The organism is Microbacterium sp. M4A5_1d (assembly GCF_053345465.1).
On sequence record NZ_JBKFAD010000001.1, the window covers coordinates 694,366 to 717,166 of the forward strand.

General features: G+C 69.2%; 23 protein-coding genes. 14 read left to right on the forward strand and 9 right to left on the reverse strand.

The genetic code is table 11. The features are described from left to right. Nucleotide 1: 1 nt before the first annotated feature. Nucleotides 2-712 carry a beta-ketoacyl-ACP reductase gene (locus ACLBWJ_RS03350; RefSeq protein ID WP_064956815.1) on the reverse strand — a complete coding sequence of 237 codons (711 nt, stop codon included), beginning with the start codon at nucleotides 710-712 and terminating at the stop codon, nucleotides 2-4. Between the two features lie 103 nt (nucleotides 713-815). On the opposite strand from ACLBWJ_RS03350, the gene ACLBWJ_RS03355 reads away from it, so the two are divergent. The 4 genes from ACLBWJ_RS03355 to ACLBWJ_RS03370 are packed head-to-tail and all read left to right on the forward strand — an operon-like array spanning nucleotide 816 to nucleotide 2,793. Next, nucleotides 816-1,265 (forward strand): DUF4190 domain-containing protein, encoded by a 450-nt coding sequence (locus tag ACLBWJ_RS03355; protein ID WP_447659729.1) that lies wholly within the window; start codon nucleotides 816-818, stop codon nucleotides 1,263-1,265. Nucleotides 1,266-1,307: 42 nt separating this feature from the next. Then, a complete protein-coding gene (locus tag ACLBWJ_RS03360; RefSeq protein WP_114587870.1) occupies nucleotides 1,308-1,658 on the forward strand; it encodes a DUF3099 domain-containing protein in 351 nt (116 codons plus the stop codon). After that, complete coding sequence (locus ACLBWJ_RS03365) at nucleotides 1,655-1,870, forward strand: hypothetical protein (RefSeq protein ID WP_112614068.1); 216 nt, start codon at nucleotides 1,655-1,657, stop codon at nucleotides 1,868-1,870. The genes ACLBWJ_RS03360 and ACLBWJ_RS03365 overlap by 4 nt, the downstream gene beginning before the upstream one ends. Next, the gene (locus tag ACLBWJ_RS03370; RefSeq protein ID WP_323987528.1) at nucleotides 1,867-2,793 is read left to right on the forward strand and encodes an SURF1 family cytochrome oxidase biogenesis protein; all 927 of its coding nucleotides are present in this window, start codon (nucleotides 1,867-1,869) and stop codon (nucleotides 2,791-2,793) included. Before ACLBWJ_RS03365 ends, ACLBWJ_RS03370 begins: the two co-directional genes overlap by 4 nt. Nucleotides 2,794-2,846: 53 nt before the next feature. Here ACLBWJ_RS03370 and abc-f read toward each other — a convergent pair whose 3' ends face one another. Then, on the reverse strand, nucleotides 2,847-4,445 hold the full coding sequence (gene abc-f / locus ACLBWJ_RS03375; RefSeq protein WP_112614064.1) for a ribosomal protection-like ABC-F family protein: 1,599 nt from the start codon (nucleotides 4,443-4,445) through the stop codon (nucleotides 2,847-2,849). 184 nt (nucleotides 4,446-4,629) lie between these two features. On the opposite strand from abc-f, the gene ACLBWJ_RS03380 reads away from it, so the two are divergent. Genes ACLBWJ_RS03380 through ACLBWJ_RS03400 form a run of 5 tightly spaced genes read left to right on the forward strand, consistent with a single transcriptional unit; the run spans nucleotide 4,630 to nucleotide 9,511 of the window. Further along, the gene (locus ACLBWJ_RS03380; protein WP_114587872.1) at nucleotides 4,630-5,670 is read left to right on the forward strand and encodes an iron-siderophore ABC transporter substrate-binding protein; all 1,041 of its coding nucleotides are present in this window, start codon (nucleotides 4,630-4,632) and stop codon (nucleotides 5,668-5,670) included. Between the two features lie 25 nt (nucleotides 5,671-5,695). Next, nucleotides 5,696-6,748, forward strand: a complete 1,053-nt coding sequence (locus ACLBWJ_RS03385) for a FecCD family ABC transporter permease (RefSeq protein WP_274177664.1) — start codon at nucleotides 5,696-5,698, stop codon at nucleotides 6,746-6,748. Continuing rightward, nucleotides 6,745-7,791, forward strand: coding sequence for a FecCD family ABC transporter permease (locus ACLBWJ_RS03390; RefSeq protein ID WP_269266565.1), 1,047 nt, complete (start codon nucleotides 6,745-6,747; stop codon nucleotides 7,789-7,791). The genes ACLBWJ_RS03385 and ACLBWJ_RS03390 overlap by 4 nt, the downstream gene beginning before the upstream one ends. Then, nucleotides 7,788-8,609, forward strand: coding sequence for an ABC transporter ATP-binding protein (locus ACLBWJ_RS03395; RefSeq protein ID WP_274177663.1), 822 nt, complete (start codon nucleotides 7,788-7,790; stop codon nucleotides 8,607-8,609). The genes ACLBWJ_RS03390 and ACLBWJ_RS03395 overlap by 4 nt, the downstream gene beginning before the upstream one ends. Beyond that, nucleotides 8,606-9,511: a siderophore-interacting protein gene (locus ACLBWJ_RS03400; protein WP_274177662.1), complete on the forward strand. Its 906-nt coding sequence runs from the start codon at nucleotides 8,606-8,608 to the stop codon at nucleotides 9,509-9,511. The genes ACLBWJ_RS03395 and ACLBWJ_RS03400 overlap by 4 nt, the downstream gene beginning before the upstream one ends. Nucleotides 9,512-9,535: 24 nt before the next feature. Here the strand turns inward: ACLBWJ_RS03400 and ACLBWJ_RS03405 are convergent, their stop codons facing one another. The 6 genes from ACLBWJ_RS03405 to sufB form a co-directional block, all read right to left on the reverse strand. Further along, nucleotides 9,536-10,714 (reverse strand): MalY/PatB family protein, encoded by a 1,179-nt coding sequence (locus tag ACLBWJ_RS03405; RefSeq protein WP_274177661.1) that lies wholly within the window; start codon nucleotides 10,712-10,714, stop codon nucleotides 9,536-9,538. Nucleotides 10,715-10,823: 109 nt separating this feature from the next. Then, nucleotides 10,824-11,153: a metal-sulfur cluster assembly factor gene (locus ACLBWJ_RS03410; protein WP_023951434.1), complete on the reverse strand. Its 330-nt coding sequence runs from the start codon at nucleotides 11,151-11,153 to the stop codon at nucleotides 10,824-10,826. A 9-nt stretch (nucleotides 11,154-11,162) separates the two neighbouring features. Then, nucleotides 11,163-11,933: a Fe-S cluster assembly ATPase SufC gene (sufC, locus tag ACLBWJ_RS03415; protein ID WP_112614050.1), complete on the reverse strand. Its 771-nt coding sequence runs from the start codon at nucleotides 11,931-11,933 to the stop codon at nucleotides 11,163-11,165. A 15-nt stretch (nucleotides 11,934-11,948) separates the two neighbouring features. After that, nucleotides 11,949-12,278: a non-heme iron oxygenase ferredoxin subunit gene (locus ACLBWJ_RS03420; protein ID WP_112614048.1), complete on the reverse strand. Its 330-nt coding sequence runs from the start codon at nucleotides 12,276-12,278 to the stop codon at nucleotides 11,949-11,951. Next, nucleotides 12,275-13,459, reverse strand: coding sequence for a Fe-S cluster assembly protein SufD (gene sufD, locus ACLBWJ_RS03425; RefSeq protein ID WP_274177660.1), 1,185 nt, complete (start codon nucleotides 13,457-13,459; stop codon nucleotides 12,275-12,277). Before sufD ends, ACLBWJ_RS03420 begins: the two co-directional genes overlap by 4 nt. A gap of 1 nt (nucleotide 13,460) precedes the next feature. Then, nucleotides 13,461-14,879: a Fe-S cluster assembly protein SufB gene (sufB, locus tag ACLBWJ_RS03430; protein WP_023951442.1), complete on the reverse strand. Its 1,419-nt coding sequence runs from the start codon at nucleotides 14,877-14,879 to the stop codon at nucleotides 13,461-13,463. A gap of 245 nt (nucleotides 14,880-15,124) precedes the next feature. Between sufB and ACLBWJ_RS03435 the strand changes: the two genes are divergently transcribed. Together ACLBWJ_RS03435 and ACLBWJ_RS03440 are read left to right on the forward strand one after the other, a co-directional pair. After that, entirely contained in the window at nucleotides 15,125-16,093 is a 969-nt protein-coding gene (locus ACLBWJ_RS03435; RefSeq protein ID WP_274177659.1) for a COX15/CtaA family protein, read from the forward strand. Between the two features lie 79 nt (nucleotides 16,094-16,172). Next, nucleotides 16,173-16,649 carry a dinucleotide-utilizing enzyme gene (locus ACLBWJ_RS03440; protein WP_447659730.1) on the forward strand — a complete coding sequence of 159 codons (477 nt, stop codon included), beginning with the start codon at nucleotides 16,173-16,175 and terminating at the stop codon, nucleotides 16,647-16,649. Nucleotides 16,650-16,848: 199 nt separating this feature from the next. On the opposite strand, the gene ACLBWJ_RS03445 is transcribed toward ACLBWJ_RS03440, so the two are convergent. Next, a complete protein-coding gene (locus tag ACLBWJ_RS03445) occupies nucleotides 16,849-17,781 on the reverse strand; it encodes a heme o synthase (RefSeq protein ID WP_112615075.1) in 933 nt (310 codons plus the stop codon). A gap of 222 nt (nucleotides 17,782-18,003) precedes the next feature. On the opposite strand from ACLBWJ_RS03445, the gene tkt reads away from it, so the two are divergent. The 3 genes from tkt to ACLBWJ_RS03460 are packed head-to-tail and all read left to right on the forward strand — an operon-like array spanning nucleotide 18,004 to nucleotide 22,801. Further along, nucleotides 18,004-20,082, forward strand: coding sequence for a transketolase (tkt, locus tag ACLBWJ_RS03450; protein ID WP_112614040.1), 2,079 nt, complete (start codon nucleotides 18,004-18,006; stop codon nucleotides 20,080-20,082). Then, nucleotides 20,079-21,185, forward strand: coding sequence for a transaldolase (gene tal, locus ACLBWJ_RS03455; protein ID WP_274177656.1), 1,107 nt, complete (start codon nucleotides 20,079-20,081; stop codon nucleotides 21,183-21,185). The genes tkt and tal overlap by 4 nt, the downstream gene beginning before the upstream one ends. Further along, a complete protein-coding gene (locus tag ACLBWJ_RS03460) occupies nucleotides 21,182-22,801 on the forward strand; it encodes a glucose-6-phosphate isomerase (RefSeq protein WP_274178021.1) in 1,620 nt (539 codons plus the stop codon). The genes tal and ACLBWJ_RS03460 overlap by 4 nt, the downstream gene beginning before the upstream one ends.

Genomic DNA, 22,801 nt, shown 5'->3' on the forward strand with positions numbered 1-22,801 from the left:
GTCAGTGTCCCATTCCGAGGCCGCCGTCGACCGGGATGACAGCGCCGGAGATGTACGCCGCGTCATCCGAGGCGAGCCAGGCCACAGCCCCGGCCACCTCGGCAGACGAGCCGTAACGACCCGCCGGAATGCTGCGCTTGTACTCGGCCTGTGTTTCCTCGGGAAGAGCCGCCGTCATGTCGGTCTCGATGAACCCCGGCGCGACGACGTTCGCGGTGATGCCGCGCGCGCCGAGCTCTCGGGTGAGCGAACGGGCGAAGCCGACGAGCGCGGCCTTCGACGAGGAGTAGTTGATCTGCCCCGCCGAACCGAACAGCCCGACGACGCTCGAGATGAGGATGACGCGGCCCCACTTCGCCCGCAGCATGCCCTTCGAGGCGCGCTTGACGACACGGAAGGCGCCACCGAGGTTCGTCGCGACGACGGAGTCGAAGTCGTCCTCCGTCATACGCAGCAGAAGCGTGTCCTTCGTGATCCCGGCGTTCGCGACCACAACCTCCACGGGACCGAGTTCACTCTCCACCTGGGTGAACGCTGCGTCGATGGATGCCGCATCCGTCACGTCGGCACGAACCGTCAGCGCACCCTCGGGGCCTTCGCCCGACCGTGCCGTCACAGCGACGCGGTGACCGTCGGCGATGAAACGCTCCGCGATCGCGCGGCCGATGCCGCGGTTTCCTCCGGTGACGAGAACGACTCGGGACGTGGACATGCGACTCTCCTGTGTCTGCGGCGGGAACCCCGCAAGCCTAGCGGGAGCGTGCGCGAGGCTGACGACCGATAAGCTGGCGGCCCGACGTCGACGAGGAGCAGATGTGAGCGACCAGCCCCAGCCGCAGCAGCCGTACCCCGCGCCCGGACAGCCCGCCTCCGGCGCGCCGGTCCCGCCCCCGGCGCCGCCGTACGCCACCCCGCCCCAGCAGCAGGCGTACCAGCCGGCGGGGTATCCGCCCCCGGCGTACGGCCACGGCGGTTACCAGCCGCAGAAGACGAACACGCTCGCGATCGTGTCGATGATCGCCTCGATCGTGGGCTTCATCTGGCTGCTCCCGGTCATCGGGTCGGTCGCCGGTGTGATCATGGGCCACATCTCGCTGTCGCAGATCAAGCGGACCAACGAGAACGGGCGAGGAATGGCGTTGGCCGGCCTCATCGTCGGCTATGCGGGCCTCGCTCTCGCGATCGTCGGCATCATCATCGTCGCGTCGTTCATCGGCTGGGCCATCGGGCAGGACAGCTACACCAGTTACTCGTCGAGCTTCTGAGCCCGGCCGCACCACTCACCGCGGGCGTATCCTTGATGCACCGTGAAGCATCAGACCGCCACACCGTCGGCGACCTCGCTCCCGCGAGCCCCGCACGACGACTCGAACCGTCGCATGACGAAGTACTTCATCATGATGGCGGTGCGCGTGGTGTGCTTCGTCCTCATGGTCGTCATCGCCCCCTACGGCTGGCACACGGCCGCCCTCGCGGTCGGTGCGATCTTCCTCCCCTACTTCGCGGTGGTCATCGCGAACGTCGGCGACGACGTGCGCGAACCCGCGGCCGTCTCACCCCTCGCGGCGCTGCCCGAGCGCCCGGAGGAGTCGCCGAGCAAGCCGCAGGAACCCGCGAAGCCGACCGTGATCGAGATCCGGGAGTCGCGGCCGGAGTGAACGACATCGAGTGCTCCCGCGCCGGATGCCGCGCGTCGGCACGGTGGCGGGTCATCTGGCGCAATCCCCGCATCCATACCGCCGACCGGCGGAAGATCTGGGTGGCCTGCGACGACCACGTCGCATACCTGAGAGAGTTCGTCGCCGCACGCGACTTCCCCGTGAGCGTGGAGCGTCTCGTCGTCGACAACAGCGAAGCAGGTGGGTCGTGAGAGGCAAGACCGCTGTGCGCTGGACGGGCTATGTCGCCGTCGCCGTGGCTTTCGCGATCGCCTGCGCCTACCTGTCGAACTGGCAGTTCACGCGCAACGAAGAGCGCAGCGCTCAGCTCGAGCTCGTCGAGCGGAACTACGACGCCGACCCCGCGCCGCTGTCCGACATCCTGCCGTCAGGCGCGGAGCTCGACCCGGCGGACGAGTGGCACCCCGTGGAGCTGATCGGCCAGTACCGCGCCGACGATCAGGTGCTCGTTCGCAACCGCCCGCACGGGGGCACATCGGCCTTCGAGGTCCTCGTGCCGTTCGAGACGACGGACGGTCGCATCTTCGTCGTCGATCGCGGCTGGGTTCCACCGGCGTCCGACAGCCCCGTGCCGGCCGCGATAGCCGCACCGCCCTCGGGCACGGTGACGGTGGTGGCCCGGCTGAAGCCCGCCGAAGCCGCCCCCACCTCGGGGCGCTCGGCGCCCGACGGCCAGGTCCCGACGATCAACGTCGACCTCGTCGCCGGAGAAGCGGGCCTCGCCGGCGATGTCGTGACGTCGGCGTACGGGCTCCTCGTCTCCGAGGACCCCGCCCCCGCCGACAGCCTCGGAGCCATGCCGAGCCCGTCCGAGGATCCGGGACCGCACCTGTCGTATGCGATCCAGTGGATCCTGTTCGCGATCATGGGCTTCGTCTTCATCTGGTACATGATCCGCACCGAGCGCCGTCACCGGCGTGAAGACGAAGAGGATGCCGCAGCCGCCGCCGCGCTCACCGCCCCGGTCTCCGAGGAATCACCGGCGCCTGCCGTCACGGCATCCGGTCCGCACGAGTCGTCGGTCGTCCCGCCCAGCCTGCGTCGCCGTCGCGACACCAAGCGCGACCGCGACATGGAGGACGAGGACGCGATCCTCGACTCGTCGCGCAGCTGATCGCGCGGCCCGGTCGGCTCAGGCCCGGCCAGGCCAGGTCAGGTCAGGTCAGGTCAGGCCAGGGTGATGAGCTCGAGGTAGTCGCGTCCCCAGATGTCCTCGACGCCGTCGGGCAGGATCAGCACTCGCTCGGGGTTGAGGGCCTCCACCGCGCCCTCGTCATGCGACACCAGCACGACAGCGCCCTCGTAGTGCGCGAGCGCACCGAGGATCTCGTCGCGTGAGGCGGGGTCGAGGTTGTTCGTCGGCTCGTCGAGCAACAGCATGTTCGCCGACGAGACGACGAGGGTCGCGAGCGAGAGCCGTGTCTTCTCTCCGCCGGAGAGCACACCCGCGGGCTTGAGCACGTCGTCTCCGGTGAACAGGAACGACCCGAGCACCTTGCGCGCCTCGGTCTCGGTGATGTCCGGCGCCGCGGACATCATGTTCTGCAGCACGGACCGCGCCACATCGAGGTTCTCGTGCTCCTGCGCGTAGTAGCCGATACGAAGCCCATGCCCCGGCTCCAGCACTCCGGTATCGGGCTGATCGACGCCCGCGAGGATGCGCAGCAGCGTCGTCTTGCCGGCACCGTTGAGCCCCAGCACGACCACCTTCGAGCCGCGGTCGATCGCGAGATCGACGTCGGTGAAGATCTCGAGCGACCCGTAGGACTTGGACAGCCCTGACGCCATCAGCGGCGTCTTGCCGCACGGGGCGGGCTTGGGGAAGCGCAGCTTCGCGACGCGGTCCTCCTGGCGCACCTCGTCGAGACCGGAGAGCAGCTTCTCAGCGCGTGCCACCATCTGGTGCGCCGCGGCGGCCTTGCTCGCCTTCGCACCGAACCGGGCCGCCTGCTGCTGCAGTGCGGTGGCCTTCTTCTCGGCGTTCGCACGCTCCTTCTTGCGGCGCTCCTCGTCGGCGACCCGCTGGCGCAGGTAGTTCTTCCAGTTCATGTTGTAGACGTCGATGACCTGGCGCATGGCGTCGAGGTAGAAGACGCGGTTGACGGTCTCGCCGACCAGCTCCACATCGTGGCTGATGACGATCAGTCCGCCCTTGTATCCCTTGAGGAACTCGCGCAGCCAGACCACGCTGTCTGCGTCGAGGTGGTTCGTGGGCTCGTCGAGGATCATCGTCTGCGCGTCCGAGAACAGGATGCGGGCGAGTTCGATGCGTCGCCGCTGCCCACCGGACAGGGTCTTCAGCGGCTGGTCGAGGATCCGATCCGGCAGCGACAGGTTGTGGGCGATGGATGCCGCTTCGGCCTCGGCTGCATAGCCGCCGAGCGCCTCGAAACGCTCCATGAGGTTGCCGTAACGGCGCATGGCTTTTCCCGCCACGGCTTCGTCTTCGGAACCCATCTCGAGCGACGCGCTCTGCATCTCCACCGCGATCGTGCCGAGGCCGCGCGCGTCGAGGATGCGCGTGCGTGCGAGCATCTCCGGGTCACCCGATCGGGGGTCCTGCGGGAGGTAGCCGAGCTCGCCCGAACGTTCGACCTTGCCGTCACTCGGCAAGAGGTCACCGGCGAGCACCTTGGTGAGAGTGGTCTTGCCCGCGCCGTTGCGCCCGACGAGTCCGATCTTGTCGCCGTCGGAGACGCGGAAGGACACGTCCGCCATCAGCGTGCGCGCGCCCACGCGGATTTCGAGGTCGTGCACGGCGAGCACAGCGAACGTCCAATCGTCAGGAACAGGGAGGTCGGCCGAACGGCCAGCCTCTCATCCTACTCGGTGTCAGCGCTCCGCTCCGCGGGTCCCCTGACCTTCAGGGCGACTGCAGCGGATTGGCGGGATCGGCATGGCGGACGTAAAGTAAGCCTGCCCTTACTCACCTCTCCTCTTGGAGGCCCCTGTGCCCCGCATCCGCACAGCCGCCGCAGCCCTGATCGCAGCCACGCTGCTCCTCGCCGGCTGCGGTTCGACCGCCGCTCCCGACTCGGCACCCGCCGCCTCCGGTGACGCATCGTCCGACGCCTTCCCCGTCACGATCGACCACGCGTTCGGTCAGACCACGATCGAGAGCAAGCCGACGCGCGTTGCGACCGTCTCATGGGGAAACCAGGAGGCCGCGCTCGCCCTGGGCGTCGTCCCGGTCGGCATGCCCGCCGTCACCTGGGGCGACGATGACGGCGACGGGATCCTCCCCTGGGTGGAGGACAAGCTCGACGAGCTCGGCGGCGAGACTCCCGTGCTCTTCGACGAGGCCGAGGGCATCGACTTCGAAGCCGTCGCGGACACGCAGCCCGACGTCATCCTCGCGGCCTACTCGGGTCTGACGCAGGACGACTACGACACCCTGACCAAGATCGCGCCGGTCGTCGCGTACCCCGACATCGCGTGGGGCACCAGCTGGCAGGAGCTCACCGTCATGAACGGTACGGCGCTCGGCCTCAAGGACGAGGCGGAGGCGCTCGTCGACGAGCTCACGGCGCACCTGGACGAGCTGACGGGCGCCTACCCCGACATCGCCGGCAAGACGACGCTCTTCAGCTCCTTCGACGCGACCGACCTCAGCCAGATCGGCTTCTACTCGACCGCCGACCCGCGGCCCCTCTTCCTCGAAGACCTGGGGCTCACGCCGGCCGCGACCGTTACTGAGCAGTCCCAGGGCACCGACCAGTTCTGGATCACCAACAGCACGGAGGAGATCGAGCGGTTCTCCGACCTCCAGGTGCTCGTGACCTACGGCGACGATTCCACGCTGGCCGCCATGCAGGCCGATCCGCTGCTGTCGCGGATCCCCGCCGTCGCCTCGGGAGCCGTGGTCGTGCTGCCCGCGGCGAACGACCCGCTCGCCGCGGCGGCCAACCCCAGCCCCCTCTCGATCACCGACCCACTGACGTCGACGTACGTCGACATGATCGGCGCGGCGGCCGCGAAGGCGACCTCGTGACCGCAGTCGATCCTCGTCGGATGCCGTGAGCGTCACGACCGTGACGACGGCCCCCGCCGCCGTGAGCGCGCCCCCGCGGCGCCGCTCCCGGCGGCGGCGGGTCGTCTGGCTCATCGTTCTCGCTCTGCTCGTCCTCGCGGCCGGCATCGTCTCGGTGACCTTCGGAACGCGAGCGGTCAGTTTCGACGACATCGTCGCCGGGCTCAGCGGAAGCATCGAGAGCACCTCCGCGGCCGCGGTCGCCAAGCGCGTTCCGCGCACCGTGCTCGCTCTCGTCGTCGGAGCCGCCCTCGCCGTATCGGGCGCCGTGATGCAGGGAGTCACGCGCAACCCCCTCGCCGACCCGCAGATTCTCGGCATCAACGGCGGTGCGTCGCTCGCGGTCGTCATCGGGCTCGCGTTCTTCGGCGTCACCGGCGCGTTCGGCTACATCTGGCTCGCGATGCTCGGCGCGGCGATCGCGGCGGTCTTCGTCTACACGATCGGCTCGCTGGGCCGGGGCGGCGCGAGCCCCCTCAAGCTCGCCCTCGCCGGAGCCGCCACAGCAGTCGCCTTCAGCTCCCTGATCAGCGCCATCCTCCTCCCCCGCATCGACGTCATGAGTGTCTTCCGGTTCTGGCAGATCGGCGGCGTCGGCGGTGCCACCGTCGAGAAGATCCTGCTCGTGCTCCCCTTCCTCGCCGTCGGCATGGTGATCTGTCTCGCGGCCAGTGCCGCGCTCAACTCCCTCGCGCTCGGCGACGAGCTCGCCGCGGGCCTGGGCGAGCGTGTGCGCACCGTACGTCTGATCGCCGCGCTCGGCGCCGTCATCCTGTGCGGCGCGGCGACCGCCGTCGCCGGCCCCATCGGCTTCGTCGGGCTGATCGTGCCCCACATCTGCCGCCTGCTCGTCGGTCCGGACCATCGGTGGCTCCTGCCCGTCTCAGCTCTCGTCGGCGGGGGCCTTCTGATCGTCGCCGACGTCGTCGGCCGTGTGATCGCCCGGCCTCAGGAAGTCGAGGTCGGGATCGTGACCGCGCTCATCGGCGCTCCTTTCTTCATCGCGATCGTCCGCCGACAGAAGATGCGCGCGCTGTGACCGCCGCCGCTCCCCGCACGACAGTCGACATCGTCGTCTCCGGCCGCGCCCGCCGCGCCTGGCGCCGACGCATCGTCCTCGGCTCCCTGCTGACGGCCGTCGTGGTCATGTACGCGGTCTCGCTCATGGTCGGTCAGACCTTCTACACTCCCGCCGAGGTGTGGGGCGTCATCACCGGCCAGACCGTCCCCGGCGCTTCGTTCACCGTCGGCGAGCTGCGACTGCCCCGAGCCACCGTCGCTCTCCTCACCGGCCTGTGCTTCGGCATGGGCGGCGCGGTGTTCCAGACGATGCTGCGCAATCCGCTCGCCAGCCCCGACATCATCGGCGTCAACGCGGGTGCGAGCGCGGCCGCCGTGGTCGGCATCGTCTTCCTCTCGCTCAGCGAGACCGGCATCTCCCTGCTCGCCACCGTCGCCGCCCTCGTGACGGCGCTGATGATCTACCTGCTCGCTTTCAAGGACGGCGGGGCCGGGGCTCGCTTCATCCTCATCGGAATCGGCGTCGCGGCGATCTTCAACAGCGTCGTGTCCTACGTGCTCTCGCGCGCGGCGGAGTGGGACCTGCAGGCGGCGATGCGGTGGATCACGGGCAACCTCAACGGCGCCTCCTGGGACCAGGCCATCCCCCTGGCCCTCACGATGATCGTGGTCGTCCCGGCCCTGCTCTGGCTGACCCGCGATCTCGAACTCATGCGACTCGGCGACGACACCGCGGCAGCACTCGGCGTTCCCGTCGAACGCCGTCGCGTCCTGCTGATCATCGCCGCGGTTGCGCTCCTCGCCTTCGCGACCGCCGCCGCCGGCCCGATCTCGTTCGTCGCATTCCTCTCCGGCCCGATCGCCGCACGGATGCTCGGGCCCGTCGGCTCCCCCGTCTTGGCCGCCGGACTCTTCGGGTCGCTGCTCGTCCTCGTCGCCGATCTCACGGCGCAGTACCTGCTCGGAATCCGTCTGCCCGTCGGAGTCGTCACCGGGGTGCTGGGCGCCCCCTATCTCATCTTCCTGCTCATCCGCAGCAGCCGCTCAGGAGGCTCACTATGACCGCGGACCGCTCACTCGAAGCACGCGGCGTGCGCCTCGGCTACGGCGACCGCATCATCGTCGACGAGCTCGACCTCGTCGTACCCGGGGGCCGCGTCACCGCGATCGTCGGCGCCAACGCGTGCGGCAAGTCGACGCTGCTGAAGTCGATGGCACGCCTGCTCACCCCCCGCACCGGCAGTGTGCTGCTCGACGGCAAAGACATCCACCGGCTGCCCACGAAACAGGTGGCCCGCGATCTGGGTCTGCTGCCGCAGTCGCCGATCGCGCCGGAAGGCATCTCGGTCTCCGACCTCGTGAGCCGCGGACGAACCCCGCACCACGGGCCCCTGGCGCGGTGGACGCGCACGGACGACGAGGCAGTGGCCCGGGCCCTCGACGCCACCGACACCGCCGCCATCGCCGATCGCTCCGTCGACGAGCTGTCGGGCGGCCAGCGTCAGCGCGTCTGGATAGCGATGGCCCTGGCGCAGCAGACCGATGTGCTCCTGCTCGACGAGCCCACGACGTTCCTCGATGTGAGCCACCAGATCGACGTCCTGGACCTTCTCACCGACCTCAACCGCAGCCGCGGGACGACGATCGTGATGGTCCTGCACGACCTGAACCTCGCGGCGCGGTACGCCGACCACCTCGTCGCCATGGCCGGTGGACGCCTCTACGGTGCCGGAGATCCCACCGAGGTCTTGACGGCCGAGACCGTGCGCGCGGTCTTCGGGCTCGACAGTCGCGTCATCCCCGACCCGCTCACGGGGCGGCCGCTCGTGCTGCCGATCGGCCGTCACCACGTGCCTGCAGAGCTGATTGGAAAACCATGACTCGTCCCGCACTCGACTTCTTCCGCGTATCCGTCGCGGCGATCACCGACCTGACCCCCAGCTTCCGCCGGTTCACCTTCCGCGGCGAAGACCTGGCCGAGTACGGTGATCCGGGCTTCGACCAGCGGGTGAAGATCCTCTTCCCCACAGACACCGCGTCGATCGACACGATGCCCACGGGCCCCGACTGGTACGAGGGGTGGCGCGCCCTCTCCCCCGACGCCCGCCCCGTGATGCGGACGTACACGACGCGCGCCGTCCGCCCCACCGTGCAAGAAGTCGACATCGACATGGTCGCCCACGACGTCCTCGGGCCGGCGTCGGCATGGATCGCGAACGCACGCGTCGGCGACGAAGTGCTCATCCTGGCGCCGACGACCACGCACGTCGGAGTGAGCTACGGGATCGATTTCGTTCCGCCGGCGGATACCGACGCGATCCTGCTCGCCGGCGACGAGACAGCAGCGCCTGCGATCGCGACGATCCTGGAGCAGTTGCCGCTCGACGCTCGCGGCACCGTGGTGCTCGAGGTCCCCACGGTGGCTGATATCGACTACCTCCCCCACCACCCCGGGTTCGAGCGTCGCATCGCCGCGCGCAGTGATGACGGCGAACGTCACGCGCATCTGATCCCGGCGGTGGAAGACACCGCTGCGCGCCTCGCCCCCGCGGGCATCGGCGCCGAAGTGGAGGAGATCGACATCGACGCCGACATCCTGTGGGAGGTGCCGCGTACGGCGAAGGGCGGCGCCGCCCTGAAACGCGCGCCGCTGTACGCCTGGCTCGCGGGAGAGGCATCCGCGATCAAGACGCTGCGACGCCACCTGGTCGGCACCGTCGGGGTCGACCGCCGAGCCGTCGCCTTCATGGGCTACTGGCGTCTCGGGCGCTCCGAGAACTGACGACGCGCGTGCGGCGCCACCGATTCAGCCGCGGGTGAGCACCGTCTGACGCGCGAACGCACCGACACGGCTGACGGCGTCTCGCAGTACGTCGGGCCCACAGCCGAAGTTCAGGCGCACGTGCCCGATGCCCTCCGTACCGAAGAACGGGCCGTGGTGGAGGGCGACACGGGAACCTTCTCGGATCGGGTCGGCTGGATCATCGCCCCAGCCGTACGCCGACACGTCGATCCACGCGAGGAATCCCGCGTCGGGGATGCGAAAGCGCGCCAGCGGAAGGTGCTCGGTCAGCAGCTCGCCCAACAGCCGCCGGTTGACATCGAGGCGCGCGAGCAGGCCGTCGAGCCAGGCATCGGATTCCGGCGAGAAGGCGGCGATCGCTGCGAGCGCGCCGAAGAGACCCGTGCGCCACTCCACCTCCCAGGGCAGTCCCCGAACGACGTCAGCGTTCGTCTCGGATGCCGTCACGAGCACGGCGCATTTCAGCCCAGCGAGGTTGTAGGCCTTCGACGCGCTCGTGACCGCGAAGCCGACGGCGGCGGCTTCCGGCGATGCTGTGAGGAACGGGGTGAAGACGACGTCGGCTGCCGCGAGGGGACCGTGGATCTCGTCGCTGATCACGACGGCGCCGTACCGGTGCGCGAGGGTCGCGAGCGCACGGAGCGATTCCAGCGAGTGCACGGTTCCCGTGGGGTTGTGCGGATTGCAGAGCAGAACGGCCCGCGCGCCCCCGGCGAGGGCTCGCTCGATGCCGTCGAGGTCGAGCTCCCAGGCCGTGCCGGTGTCGACGAGGGGCACCTCTTCGACGATGGCGCCCGCCTCGGCCACCGTGTCGAAGAACGGCGGATACACCGGAGGGTTGACGACGACGCGATCGCCCGGCGAGACCGTGGCGCGCAAGAGCTCGACGACGCCCATCATGACGTCCCCGGTCCAGCGGACCCGGCTCGGGTCGACCGTCCATCCCCATCGCCGCTGGGCGAACCCGACGAACGCCTCCGCGATACCGGGCTGCGGAGGCGTATAACCGGTGTCGCCGATCTCCACCGCGTCGCGCAGAGCCTGCGTGATGGGCTCCGCGAGCGCGAAATCGGTCTCCGCGACGAACATCGGGATGACGTCGTGCGGGTACGATCGCCATTTCGTGCTCGACCGTCGCCGCAGCGTCTCGAGCGGGAGGGCGTCGAGGGGCTGGATGCTCATTCCGCGAGCCTAGTCGCGGGTCCGGGCGCGCCGCCGGCAGGTGTCGCCGCATGACGAAAGCCCCCGTCTCCGCCGTCCGGCGGCCACGGGGGCTTGTCTGCGGAAGTCGTCAAATCGCGAAACCGAGGGCGCGCATCATGTCGCGGCCATCGTCCGTGATGCGCTCGGGGCCCCACGGCGGCATCCACACCCAGTTGATGCGGAAACGGTCCACGACGTTGTCGAGAGCCTGAGCCGTCTGCTCCTCCAGCACGTCCGTCAGCGGGCAGCCCGCCGAGGTCAGCGTCATGTGGATGATGAGAGCGTCGTTCTCGTCGTCCCACGCGAGGTCGTAGATGAGGCCCAGGTCGACGACATTGATCCCCAGCTCGGGATCCATGACGTCCTTGAGAGCCTCGGTGACCTCGTCGTACTTCTCGGGCGCGAGTGTTGCGGTCATGTAACGATCTTACGCGTCGACGGGGGTGTCGGCGTCGAGGAAGCGGTCGTAGCCCTCTTCCTCGAGTCGGTCGGCGAGCTCGGGGCCGCCCTCCTCGACGATACGTCCCTTGACCATGACGTGGACGAACTGCGGCTGGATGTAGCGCAGGATGCGGGTGTAGTGCGTGATCAGCAGCACGCCCAGGTCGGTGTCGGCCTTCGCACGGTTCACACCTTCCGAGACGATCTTGAGCGCGTCGACGTCGAGGCCGGAGTCGGTCTCATCGAGCACCGCGATCTTCGGCTTGAGCAGCTCGAGCTGGAGGATCTCGTGGCGCTTCTTCTCGCCGCCCGAGAACCCTTCGTTGACGTTGCGCTGCGCGAACTTCGGGTCCATGCGCAGGTTGGCCATCGCCTGCTTGACATCCTTGGTCCACGAGCGGATCGCCGGAGCCTCGCCCGCGACGGCCGTCTTGGCCGTGCGGAGGAAGTTGGTGACCGTGATGCCGGGCACCTCGACCGGGTACTGCATCGCGAGGAAGAGGCCCGCGCGGGCGCGCTCGTCGACGGACATCTCGAGGACGTCCTCGCCGTCGAGCGAGATCGAGCCGCCGGTCACGGTGTACTTGGGGTGTCCGGCGATCGCGTAGGCGAGCGTCGACTTTCCGGAGCCGTTGGGCCCCATGATCGCGTGGGTCTCGCCCGTGCGCACCGTGAGGGTGACACCGTTGAGGATCGGGGTGGCCCCCGCCTCGGTCTCGACCGTCACGTGCAGGTCGCGGATCTCGAGAACAGACATGTCGGGTTCCTTACTTCACTTCACATCGCGGGTCACGGCGGGGTCGATGAGGATGTCATCCCCGTCGATCGTGACCTCGTAAACGGGGACCGGCTCGTAGGCCGGAAGATTCAGGGGCTGGCCGGTGCGCAGCGAGAATGCCGAGCCGTGCGCCCAGCACTCCAGCGTGTCGCCCTCCACGAAGCCCTCGGCGAGCGAGATGTCGCCGTGGGTGCAGGTGTCGCCGATCGCGTGCACCTCGCCGTTGGCGTCGAGGACGACGGCCATGGGGACCTTGTCGATGACGACGCGCACCGCCGTGTCCTGCTCCAGCTCGCTGAGCTTCAGGACCTTCTGCGCGGTCACGCGCCGGCTCCGGCTGCGAGCTCGGCCTCGATGGCCCGCAGCAGCTCGTCCGCAAGCTCGTCCACGCCCATCTTCTGGACGATCTCGGCGAGGAATCCGAGCACGACCAGGCGGCGCGCCTCGGCCTCGGGGATGCCGCGCGCCTGCAGGTAGAACAGCTGCTGGTCATCGAACCGGCCGGTCGCGCTCGCGTGACCCGCGCCCTGGATGTCGCCGGTCTCGATCTCGAGGTTCGGGATCGAGTCGGCACGCGCGCCATCGGTGAGGACGAGGTTGCGGTTCGCCTCGTAGGAGTCGGTGCCCACGGCGTCGGGGCCGATCAGCACGTCGCCGATCCAGACGCTGTGAGCACTCTCGCCCTGCAGCGCACCCTTGTACAGGACGTCGCCGACGGTCTGGGGGCCCTTGTGGTGGAGGTACACCTGGCTCTCGAGGTGCTGGCCGGAGTCGGCGAACGACAGACCGTACATCCGCCCCTCGGCCCCGGAACCGGCGAGTTCGAGCGACGGGTTCACGCGGACCACCGCGCCACCGAGGCTCACCACGACGTGGGTGAGCGAGGCGTCCCGGTCGACGCGGGCCTGGTGCGCCGCGGCGTGGACAGCGTCGTCGTCCCAGCGCTGCAGCGACACGACCGTGAGGGCCGAGCCGTCGCGAGCGATGATCTCGACGTTCTGCGCGTGGGCGGCGGTCCCCTCGTGGCGGAGGATGACGGTGCCCCGCGCGTTCGGCATGGCTTCGATCACGACGTGCGCGTGGGCCAGGCCGCCGTTGCCGCGGAGGCTGACCACGACCGGCTCATTCAGCTCGACGCCTGCGGGGATCCGCAGCAGCGGCGCCTCGGCCTCTTGCGACCACGCGATGGCACTCGGCAGGTCCTCGGGACGGAAGACCTCGCCGCGGGGCGCGTCGCCGACGCGGAGCCGGGCCTGCTCGACCTCGGCGGGCGCGCTCACCTCGACCGAGACGACGCCGGTCGGGCCGGCCTCGTCGACCAGCAGCGGGGCCAACCGGTCGACGGGGGTGTGCTTCCAGTTGACCTCGCGGCCCGTCGGGGCGCCGAAATCGGCGGGGTCGTACGACGACGGCCGCTCGGACCGCGTCTGAACCGGAACGAATGCCGCTGCAGGGTCGATGTGGCCCTTCTCGCCGGTGGCGGGGGCCTGGGTGACGCTCGTCATATCAGCCGACGCTGCCTTCCATGCCCATCTCGATGAGCTTGTTGAGTTCGAGGGCGTATTCCATCGGGAGCTCGCGCGCGATCGGCTCGATGAAGCCGCGCACGATCATGGCCATCGCCTCGTCCTCGGGCATACCGCGGCTCATGAGGTAGAACAGCTGCTCCTCGGACACCTTCGAGACGGTGGCCTCATGCCCGAGCTGGACGTCGTCGACGCGGATGTCGATGGCGGGGTACGTGTCGGACCGCGAGATGGTGTCGACGAGCAGGGCGTCGCAGCGCACGGTGTTGGCCGAGTGATGCGCGTTCGCGTCGACCCGGACCTCTCCGCGGTAGCCGGCTCGGCCGCCGCCGCGCGCGATCGACTTCGAGACGATCGACGACTGGGTGTAGGGCGCCATGTGGATCATCTTGGCGCCGGCGTCCTGATGCTGACCGGGACCGGCGAAGGCGACCGACAGGGTCTCGCCCTTCGCGTGCTCGCCCATGAGGTAGATCGACGGGTACTTCATCGTCACCTTGGAGCCGATGTTGCCGTCGACCCACTCCATCGTCGCGCCTTCGTGGGCGACGGCGCGCTTGGTGACGAGGTTGTACACGTTGTTCGACCAGTTCTGGATCGTCGTGTAGCGAACGCGGGCGTTCTTCTTCACGATGATCTCCACGACCGCCGAATGCAGCGAGTCGCTCTTGTAGATCGGCGCGGTGCATCCCTCGATGTAGTGGACGTAGCTGTCCTCATCGGCGATGATCAGCGTCCGCTCGAACTGCCCCATGTTCTCGGTGTTGATCCGGAAGTAGGCCTGCAGCGGGATCTCGACGTGGACGCCCTTGGGGACGTAGACGAACGAGCCGCCCGACCACACGGCGGTGTTCAGGGCAGCGAACTTGTTGTCGCCTGCGGGGATGACGGTGCCGAAGTACTCCTCGAAGAACTCCGGGTGCTCCCGCAGGGCCGTGTCGGTGTCCATGAAGATGACGCCCTGCGCCTCGAGGTCCTCGCGGATCTGGTGGTAAACGACCTCGGACTCGTACTGGGCGGCGACGCCGGCGACGAGACGCTGCCGCTCGGCCTCGGGGATGCCGAGCTTCTCGTACGTCTCGCGGATCTCCTCGGGGAGGTCCTCCCACGACTGCGCCTGCTTCTCGGTCGAGCGCACGAAGTACTTGATGTTGTCGAAGTCGATGTCGCTGAGGTCGGCGCCCCACGTGGGCATCGGCTTGCGGCCGAACAGCTGATAGCCCTTCAGACGCGTCTTCAGCATCCACTCCGGCTCGTTCTTGAGGGCCGAGATCCCGCGGACCACGTCCTCGTTGATGCCGCGTTGCGCGACAGCGCCCGCGGCATCCGTGTCGTGCCAGCCGAACTCGTACACCCCCAGGCCTTCGAGTTCCGGTCGGTCGATCAGCACATCCGACATGACTTTCCTCCTCTTCGCACCGCAACGGTGTCATCCGTCCCGGCATTCCCGACTCCGACGGGAGTCACGTGGACGGGGATGCCGATTCGCGGGCCTGATGGACGCGGATGCCGCGCCTAGACTATGAGGGACGACGTGCACACGCGCCGCCATCCCGAACACACCCGATTCTACAGGCAACGCCCCCATCCGCGGGCCTGCCCGGAACGTACGAGGCGCGAATCGAGCGCCCCCGGAGGAGTCCGATGTCACTGGTCCGAACCCGCCCCGGACTCGTCGCGACGATCATGCCCGCCGCCATCACGCGATGGACGCGCGTCATGGGATGGCTTCTCGTCATCACGAACATCGGCATCGTCGGCACCGGCGGCCTCGTGCGGCTCACCGGATCGGGCATGGGGTGCGAGACGTGGCCGTACTGCACGGAGGGCTCGCTCACGCCGACGCCCGAGATGGGCATCCACGGTCTCATCGAGTTCGGCAACCGCACCCTGACCGGCGTGCTCGTCATCGTCGCGCTCCTGGCCTTCCTCTCCGTCATCCGCCTTCGCGCGACGCGGCGCGAGCTGCCCGTCCTGAGCTTCCTGGTCGGCCTCGGGATCATCGTTCAGGCCGTCGTAGGCGGCATCACGGTCTGGCTTCACCTCCACCCGAGCATCGTGGGGCTCCACTACCTCATCTCGGCGGCGCTTGTCGCGCTGGCGACGGCGTTCCTCGTGCGCGTCTATGCGACGCCCGGCCCACGCGCGCGGATCGTGCCGCGGGCGTACGCCATCACCACGCACGTGACGACGCTCGCGGTGACCGTGACGGTCGTCGTCGGCATCCTCCTCACCGGAGCGGGACCCCACGCCGGTGACGACGCGGCCGCCCGCAACGGACTCGACCCGATCTTCTGGCAGCACGTGCACAGCTGGCCCGCCTACATCACGCTCGTGCTGACGCTCGTCCTGGTCGCCGGCGCCGTGCGCCTGCCCCGCACGACCGGACTGCAGCGGTGGACGGGCCTTCTGCTCGGCATCGAGCTGCTGCAGATCGCAGTCGGCCTCTGGCAGGCGCGCACGGGCCTGCCGATCGCGCTGGTGAACATCCACATGGTGCTGGCAGTGGCCCTCGTGGCGGCGATGGTCGCCGTCGTGATGTCGCTGAAGGCTCCGCTGTCGAGCGTGGCGCCCGCGACCGAACGAGAGATCGCGCACACAGACGCCTCATAGGCTTCGGAAGGGGCACGCAGAGGTCGACCCCTCAGAGTGTTCGAGGCCGCCGACAGCGGCCGCGACACGAAGGAGCACCATGATCGTTCACCCCCGCCTCGTCCGCAGCATCCCGTTCTGGTTCCTCATCGCCGGATCGGTTGCCGCGATCGGCGGTGGCACCTACGTCCTGGTCGAGAAGCTCAGCAACATGGAAGCGACCATTCTCGACAACACCGCCACGGGAGTCGACGTCTACGTCGGCCAGATCTGGGGCGTGTTCGGCGGCATCCTCCTCGGCGCCGGCATCGTCGGTCTGGCTCTGGCCCTCGCCACCGCGGCGCTGAGCTCGGTCTTCCCGCGGGAGCCGCGCCGCACCGCCGGAGAGCAGGATCGGCATGCAGCTGTGCCCGCCTCGGAGCATGTCATCTCGGAGCCCGTGGTCTCGGAGCGCGCGGCCTCGGAGCCGGCGGTCTCGACCGAGACGACCGCGGTCCCCGCCGCAGACACCACGGCGCCCGACCCGGCGACGACCTCGACCCTGGAGTCGCCGTCCAACGACCCGCAGCAGCGCTGACCCGCGCCGCCACACCCTCAGAACGGCCGTCCTCCGCGGCACTCGGGCTCCCCGGGTGAGGAGGGCGGCCGTTCTGCACGCGCCAGCACTGTCGGCTCGACTCCGAGCACGTTCACCTGTCAGCTCCCGCCCCTACCCACGCGCCGATGGGGCACCACCTGCCAAACGAGCCCGGCTACCCAGCCCCGCGGGCGCGGCCTCAGAAGGGCAGCAGCGGGTCGACCGCGATGGCCACGAAGACCAGCGTCAGGTAGGTGATCGAAGCGTGGAACACGCGCATGGGGCGAGCCTGCTCGCCGCGGACGGCGCGGTTGTACAGACGGTGCGACTCGTAGAGGAACCACCCGCCGAAGACGATCGCCGAGACGGTGTACACGAGCCCCATCGGCGCCACCGGGATGAGCAGCAGCGAGCACGCGACGGTCGCCCACGCGTAGAGGATGACCTGAAGGCCGACCTGCGACCCGTTGCGGGTTGCGCCCAGCATGGGCACGTCGACCTCGTCGTAGTCGTTCTTGTACTTCATCGACAGCGGCCAGTAGTGCGGCGGCGTCCAGAGGAAGACGAGAACGAACAGGATGAGCGCCGCCCACGAGAGCGAGCCGGTCACGGCCGACCATCCGATCACGACCGGGAAACAACCCGCGATGCCGCCCCAGACGATGTTCTGCTCCGTGCGGCGCTTCAGGATCATCGTGTAGATCACGACGTAGAAGAAGATGGCGAAGACGCTGAGGGATGCCGCGACCCAGTTCGTCGTCACGGCGAGCCACACCGTGGATGCCACCGCGAGCGTCCACGCGAAGATCAACGCGCCGCGGGCCGAGACCTCGCCCGTCACGATGGGTCGGTTCTCGGTGCGCTTCATGTGCGCGTCGATGTCGCGGTCGAGGTACATGTTGAACGCGGCGGCGGACCCGGCGCTCATCGCGCCTCCGACGACCGTCGCGAGCACGAGCCAGAGATTCGGAAGACCGCCGGCCGCGAGGATCATGACCGGCACCGTCGTCACCAGCAGCAGCTCGAGCACGCGGGGCTTCGTGAGCGCGACATACGCGCGGACGGTCGCACCGAACGACGTGCCACGAGAGGTGTCGACGGAGGCCGAACCGGCAGTCGTCGTGATGTCCATCGCTCCCCGCATCTCACCGCTGTGAACCTGTCCAGTCTAGGGCATCCGCCGAGGAGGGCCTCCGCGGGGCCGCCCTACCACGACTGTCACATGACGACGTGCGCGCCCCGGCCGTCTGGCGTCCTCGCTATGCTGAGGTCATACGCGCGCCGGCGCCGAACCCCTCCCTTCCTGACTGCGGAGCGGCATGCGCAGGCGCTGCCTCTCGAGAAAGGCGACCGAGTGTCGGAACTTCGTTGGGACGAGATCGATCGGCGCGCGGTGGACACCGCCCGCGTCCTGGCCGCGGATGCGGTGGAGAAGGTGGGCAACGGCCACCCGGGTACGGCCATGAGCCTCGCCCCCGCCGCCTACCTCCTGTATCAGCGCGTGCTGCGGCACGACCCCACGGACACCGACTGGCTCGGGCGCGACCGCTTCATCCTGTCGGCGGGTCACTCCTCCCTCACGCAGTACGTGCAGCTCTACCTCGGCGGCTTCGGTCTCGAGCTCGATGATCTGAAGGCGTTGCGCACCTGGGGCTCACTGACCCCGGGACACCCCGAGTACGGCCACACCAAGGGCGTCGAGATCACGACCGGCCCGCTCGGCCAGGGCCTCGCCACCTCCGTCGGCTTCGCCTACGCGGCTCGCTACGAGCGCGGTCTGTTCGACCCCGAGGCGCCGGCCGGCACCTCGCCGTTCGACCACTTCATCTACGTGATCGCGAGCGACGGCGACATCCAGGAGGGCATCACGGCCGAGGCCGGATCGCTCGCCGGACACCAGCAGCTCGGCAACCTGATCGCGATCTACGACGCGAACCAGATCTCGATCGAGGACGACACGAACGTCGCCTTCACCGAGGATGTCGCAGCGCGCTACGAGGCCTACGGCTGGCACGTGCAGACGGTCGACTGGAAGAGCACGGGCGAATACGTCGAAGACGTCGCCGCCCTCTACTCCGCGATCGAGGCGGCGAAGGGCGAGACCGACAAGCCCTCCCTCATCGTCCTCAAGACGATCATCGGCTGGCCGGCTCCCGGCAAGCAGAACACCGGCAAGATCCACGGCTCCGCGCTCGGCGCCGACGAGCTCGCCGCCACGAAGAAGGTGCTCGGGTTCGACCCCGAGAAGAGCTTCGAGGTCGCCGACGACGTCATCAGCCACACCCGTTCCCTCGCCGAGCGCGCCGCAGCCGAGCGCGCCGAATGGCAGAAGTCGTTCGACGCCTGGGCCGAGGCCAACCCCGAGCGCAAGGCGCTGCTCGATCGCCTCGAGTCCGGCGAGCTGCCGGCCGACGTCTCGGTCCCGGCGTTCGAGGCGGGCAAGGCCGTGTCGACCCGCGCCGCGAGCGGTCAGGTCATCAACGCGCTCGCCGACCAGCTCCCCGAGCTCTGGGGCGGATCCGCCGACCTCGCCGAGTCGAACCTGACGACGATCAAGTCGGGCAAGAGCTTCATCCCCACCGAGTGGTCCACGCACGAGTGGTCGGGCGACCCGTACGGCCGCGTCCTGCACTTCGGCATCCGCGAGCACGCGATGGGCGCGATCGTCAACGGCATCGTCCTGCACGGCAAGACGCGCGCCTTCGGCGGCACCTTCCTCATCTTCAGCGACTACATGCGCCCCGCGGTGCGCCTGGCCGCCCTGATGAACATCCCGTCGATCTACGTGTGGACGCACGACTCCATCGCCCTCGGCGAGGACGGCCCGACGCACCAGCCGATCGAGCAGATCTCGTCGCTGCGACTCATCCCCAACTTCACGGTCGTCCGTCCGGCCGACGCCAACGAGACGGCGGCCGCGTGGCACGAGCTGCTGCGCCGCCAGGCCGGCCCCGCGGGCATCGCCCTGACGCGACAGAACATCCCGGTGTTCCCGCGCGGTGAGGACGGCTTCGCAACCACGGACGGCGTGGCGAAGGGCGCGTACGTGCTCATCGATGCCGAGGGCGGCCAGCCGGACGTCATCATCATCGCCACCGGTTCCGAGGTGCAGCTGGCTGTCGAAGCCCGCGAGGCTCTCGCCGCGGACGGCATCCAGGCCCGCGTCGTCTCGGCCCCCGCGCTCGAATGGTTCGCCGAGCAGGACGAGGCGTACCGCGAGTCGGTGCTGCCCGCAGCCGTCCGTGCGCGCGTCTCCGTCGAGGCCGGTGCCACCCCGCTGTGGCGCTCCATCGTCGGCGACACCGGACGCTCGGTCGGCATCGACCACTTCGGCGCTTCGGCCGACTACCAGACCCTGTTCGAGAAGTTCGGAATCACCACCGAGGCCGTCGTCGCGGCCGCCCGCGCAACCGTTGAGGAGAACAACGCATGAGCACGCCCACCCAGGACCTCTCCGACGCCGGCGTCAGCATCTGGCTCGACGACCTGTCGCGTCAGCGCATCACGACCGGCAACCTGCAGGAGCTCATCGACACCCGCAACGTCGTCGGCGTGACGACGAACCCCTCGATCTTCCAGGCCGCCATCAGCGCGGGCGTCGGATACGAGGAGGCCATCGAGGCGCAGGCCAAGGCCGGAGCCTCCACCGACGACACGATCTTCGAGCTGACGACGACGGACGTGCGCAACGCGTCCGACATCTTCCGCCCGATCTTCGACCAGACGGGCGGCGTCGACGGTCGCGTGTCGATCGAGGTCTCCCCCGACCTCGCGCACGACACCGACGCCACCATCGCCGAGGCCAAGAAGCTCGCTGCCGCGGTCGACCGCCCGAACGTCCTGATCAAGATCCCCGCGACCAAGGCCGGCCTGCCCGCGATCACCGAGGTCATCGCAGCCGGCATCAGCGTCAACGTCACGCTGATCTTCTCGCTCGAGCGCTACAGCGAGGTCATCGACGCCTACCTCGCCGGCCTGGAACGCGCCCGCGAGGCGGGCATCGACCTCGGTGGCATCCACTCGGTCGCGTCGTTCTTCGTCTCGCGTGTGGACACCGAGGTCGACAAGCGCCTCACGGCGATCGGATCGGATGCCGCGAACGAGCTGAAGTCGCTCGCCGGTGTCGCCAACGCGCGCCTGGCTTACGAGCTCTTCGAGAAGAAGTTCGCCGAGCAGCGCGCCCAGGACCTCGTCGCCGCCGGCGCGAACCTGCAGCGTCCGCTGTGGGCCTCGACCGGTGTCAAGGACCCCGCGCTGCCGGACACCCTCTACGTCACCGAGCTCGTCGCCCCCGGCACCGTCAACACGATGCCCGAGAAGACCCTCGAGGCGACCTTCGACCACGGTGTGATCTCCGGCGACACCGTCACCGGAGCCTACGAGGCCGCGCACAAAGTCTTCGCCGACCTCGCCGAGGTGGGAATCGACCTCGAAGACGTCACCCAGTTGCTGGAGGACGAGGGCGTCGACAAGTTCATCGCGTCGTGGCACGACCTGCAGGGCACGGTGACGGCGGCTCTGGAGAGCGCCCGTTGAGCTTCGAGATCCACGTCTCGGGGCACGTCTCCGACGTCGTCGAGAAGACCGTGCCCCGACTCGTGACCGATCTAGTGGCGAGCGGCATCACCGCCGGTGACGCCGACCTGTGGGGTCCTGATGCCGCCGCCGAGGCGTCCCACCGACTCGGCTGGGTGCAGGCCGTCACCGTGTCGCGTCCGCTCGTCGCCGAGATCGAGGCGCTGCGCTCCGAGCTCCTCGGCCGGGGTATCACGCGCGTCGTGCTGGCCGGGATGGGTGGCTCGTCGCTCGCTCCCGAGGTCATCGCCCGCACGCACGGTGTGCCGCTGACGATCCTCGACTCCACCGCCCCCGGGCAGGTCCTGGCGGCCATCGACGGCGACCCGGAGACAGGCGGTCTCGCCGAGACCGTCCTCGTCGTCTCCTCGAAGTCGGGTTCGACGGTCGAGACCGATTCGGCGCGTCGCGCCTTCGCTGCGGCGTGGAGCGATCTCGGTATCGATCCGGCCGATCGCATCGTCGTCGTCACCGACCCGGGCTCTCCGCTCGAGCACGAGGCGCGCGAAGCGGGACACCGGGTGTTCACCGCCGACCCGACGGTCGGAGGGCGCTATTCGGCGCTCACGGCCTTCGGCCTCGTGCCGGCGGGATTGGCGGGGGCCGACATCGGGCAGCTGCTCGACGAAGCCGACGCGACCCTGCTCGAAGTGGCCGTGGACGACCCGCGCAACCCCGCTCTCGTGCTCGCCGCGGCGATCTCGGGCGGCGAACCGCGCCGCGACAAGCTGGCCCTCATCAGCGACGGGACCCACATCGTGGGACTCCCCGATTGGATCGAGCAGCTGGTCGCCGAATCGACCGGGAAGGCCGGCACCGGCATCCTGCCCGTCGTCGCCACCCCGCTCTCCCCCGAGCTCGACCTCCTTCCCGATGACCTGCAGGTCGTGCGACTCGTCGGCGACGCGGTCCACTTCCAGATCCTCGAGCAGCACCCCGGCGAGGTGCTCGTCAGCGGTTCCCTGGGCGCTCAGTTCCTGGTGTGGGAGTACGCCACAGCGATTGCCGGTCGCCTGCTCGGGATCAACCCCTTCGACCAGCCCGACGTCGAGGCGGCGAAGACCGCCGCGCGTGGCCTGCTCGATGCGCAGCCCGCGTCGACCGCGCCGCTGTTCGTCGAGGACGGCGTCGAAGTGCGGGTGTCCGATCCCGCCCTCGCGGCGGATCGCACGCTCGCGGGGGTCCTCGCGAATCTGTGGCGGGTCGTCCCGGCCGACGGATACGTCGCAGTCCAGGCCTATGTCGATCGCACCGCCGTGCCGCAGCTGGCCGGCGTGCGCGAACTGATCGCCGCCGACTCCGGCCGCCCCACCACGTTCGGGTGGGGACCGCGGTTCCTGCACTCGACCGGTCAGTACCACAAGGGCGGCCCCGCGAACGGCGTGTTCGTCCAGATCACCGAGCGCACGGACGTCGACCTCGAGATTCCGGGTCGTCCCTTCACGTTCGGCCGTCTGATCGAAGCGCAGGCCTCCGGCGACGCCGCGGTCCTCGCCGAGCGCGGCCGCCCCGTCGTGACGCTCACCCTGACGGACCCCGCGACCGAGGTCCTCACCCTTTTCGAAGCCGCCCAGTAG

What these genes read in the sequence shown, in the direction of transcription:
- ACLBWJ_RS03350 (WP_064956815.1), bottom strand. Translation starts at nt 712, where the DNA reads ATGTCCACGTCCCGAGTCGTTCTCGTCACCGGAGGAAACCGCGGCATC.
- ACLBWJ_RS03395 (WP_274177663.1), top strand. Translation starts at nt 7,788, where the DNA reads ATGACCGCGGACCGCTCACTCGAAGCACGCGGCGTGCGCCTCGGCTAC.
- ACLBWJ_RS03400 (WP_274177662.1), top strand. Translation starts at nt 8,606, where the DNA reads ATGACTCGTCCCGCACTCGACTTCTTCCGCGTATCCGTCGCGGCGATC.
- ACLBWJ_RS03405 (WP_274177661.1), bottom strand. Translation starts at nt 10,714, where the DNA reads ATGAGCATCCAGCCCCTCGACGCCCTCCCGCTCGAGACGCTGCGGCGA.
- ACLBWJ_RS03410 (WP_023951434.1), bottom strand. Translation starts at nt 11,153, where the DNA reads ATGACCGCAACACTCGCGCCCGAGAAGTACGACGAGGTCACCGAGGCT.
- sufC (WP_112614050.1), bottom strand. Translation starts at nt 11,933, where the DNA reads ATGTCTGTTCTCGAGATCCGCGACCTGCACGTGACGGTCGAGACCGAG.
- sufD (WP_274177660.1), bottom strand. Translation starts at nt 13,459, where the DNA reads ATGACGAGCGTCACCCAGGCCCCCGCCACCGGCGAGAAGGGCCACATC.
- sufB (WP_023951442.1), bottom strand. Translation starts at nt 14,879, where the DNA reads ATGTCGGATGTGCTGATCGACCGACCGGAACTCGAAGGCCTGGGGGTG.
- ACLBWJ_RS03435 (WP_274177659.1), top strand. Translation starts at nt 15,125, where the DNA reads ATGTCACTGGTCCGAACCCGCCCCGGACTCGTCGCGACGATCATGCCC.
- ACLBWJ_RS03440 (WP_447659730.1), top strand. Translation starts at nt 16,173, where the DNA reads ATGATCGTTCACCCCCGCCTCGTCCGCAGCATCCCGTTCTGGTTCCTC.
- ACLBWJ_RS03445 (WP_112615075.1), bottom strand. Translation starts at nt 17,781, where the DNA reads ATGGACATCACGACGACTGCCGGTTCGGCCTCCGTCGACACCTCTCGT.
- tal (WP_274177656.1), top strand. Translation starts at nt 20,079, where the DNA reads ATGAGCACGCCCACCCAGGACCTCTCCGACGCCGGCGTCAGCATCTGG.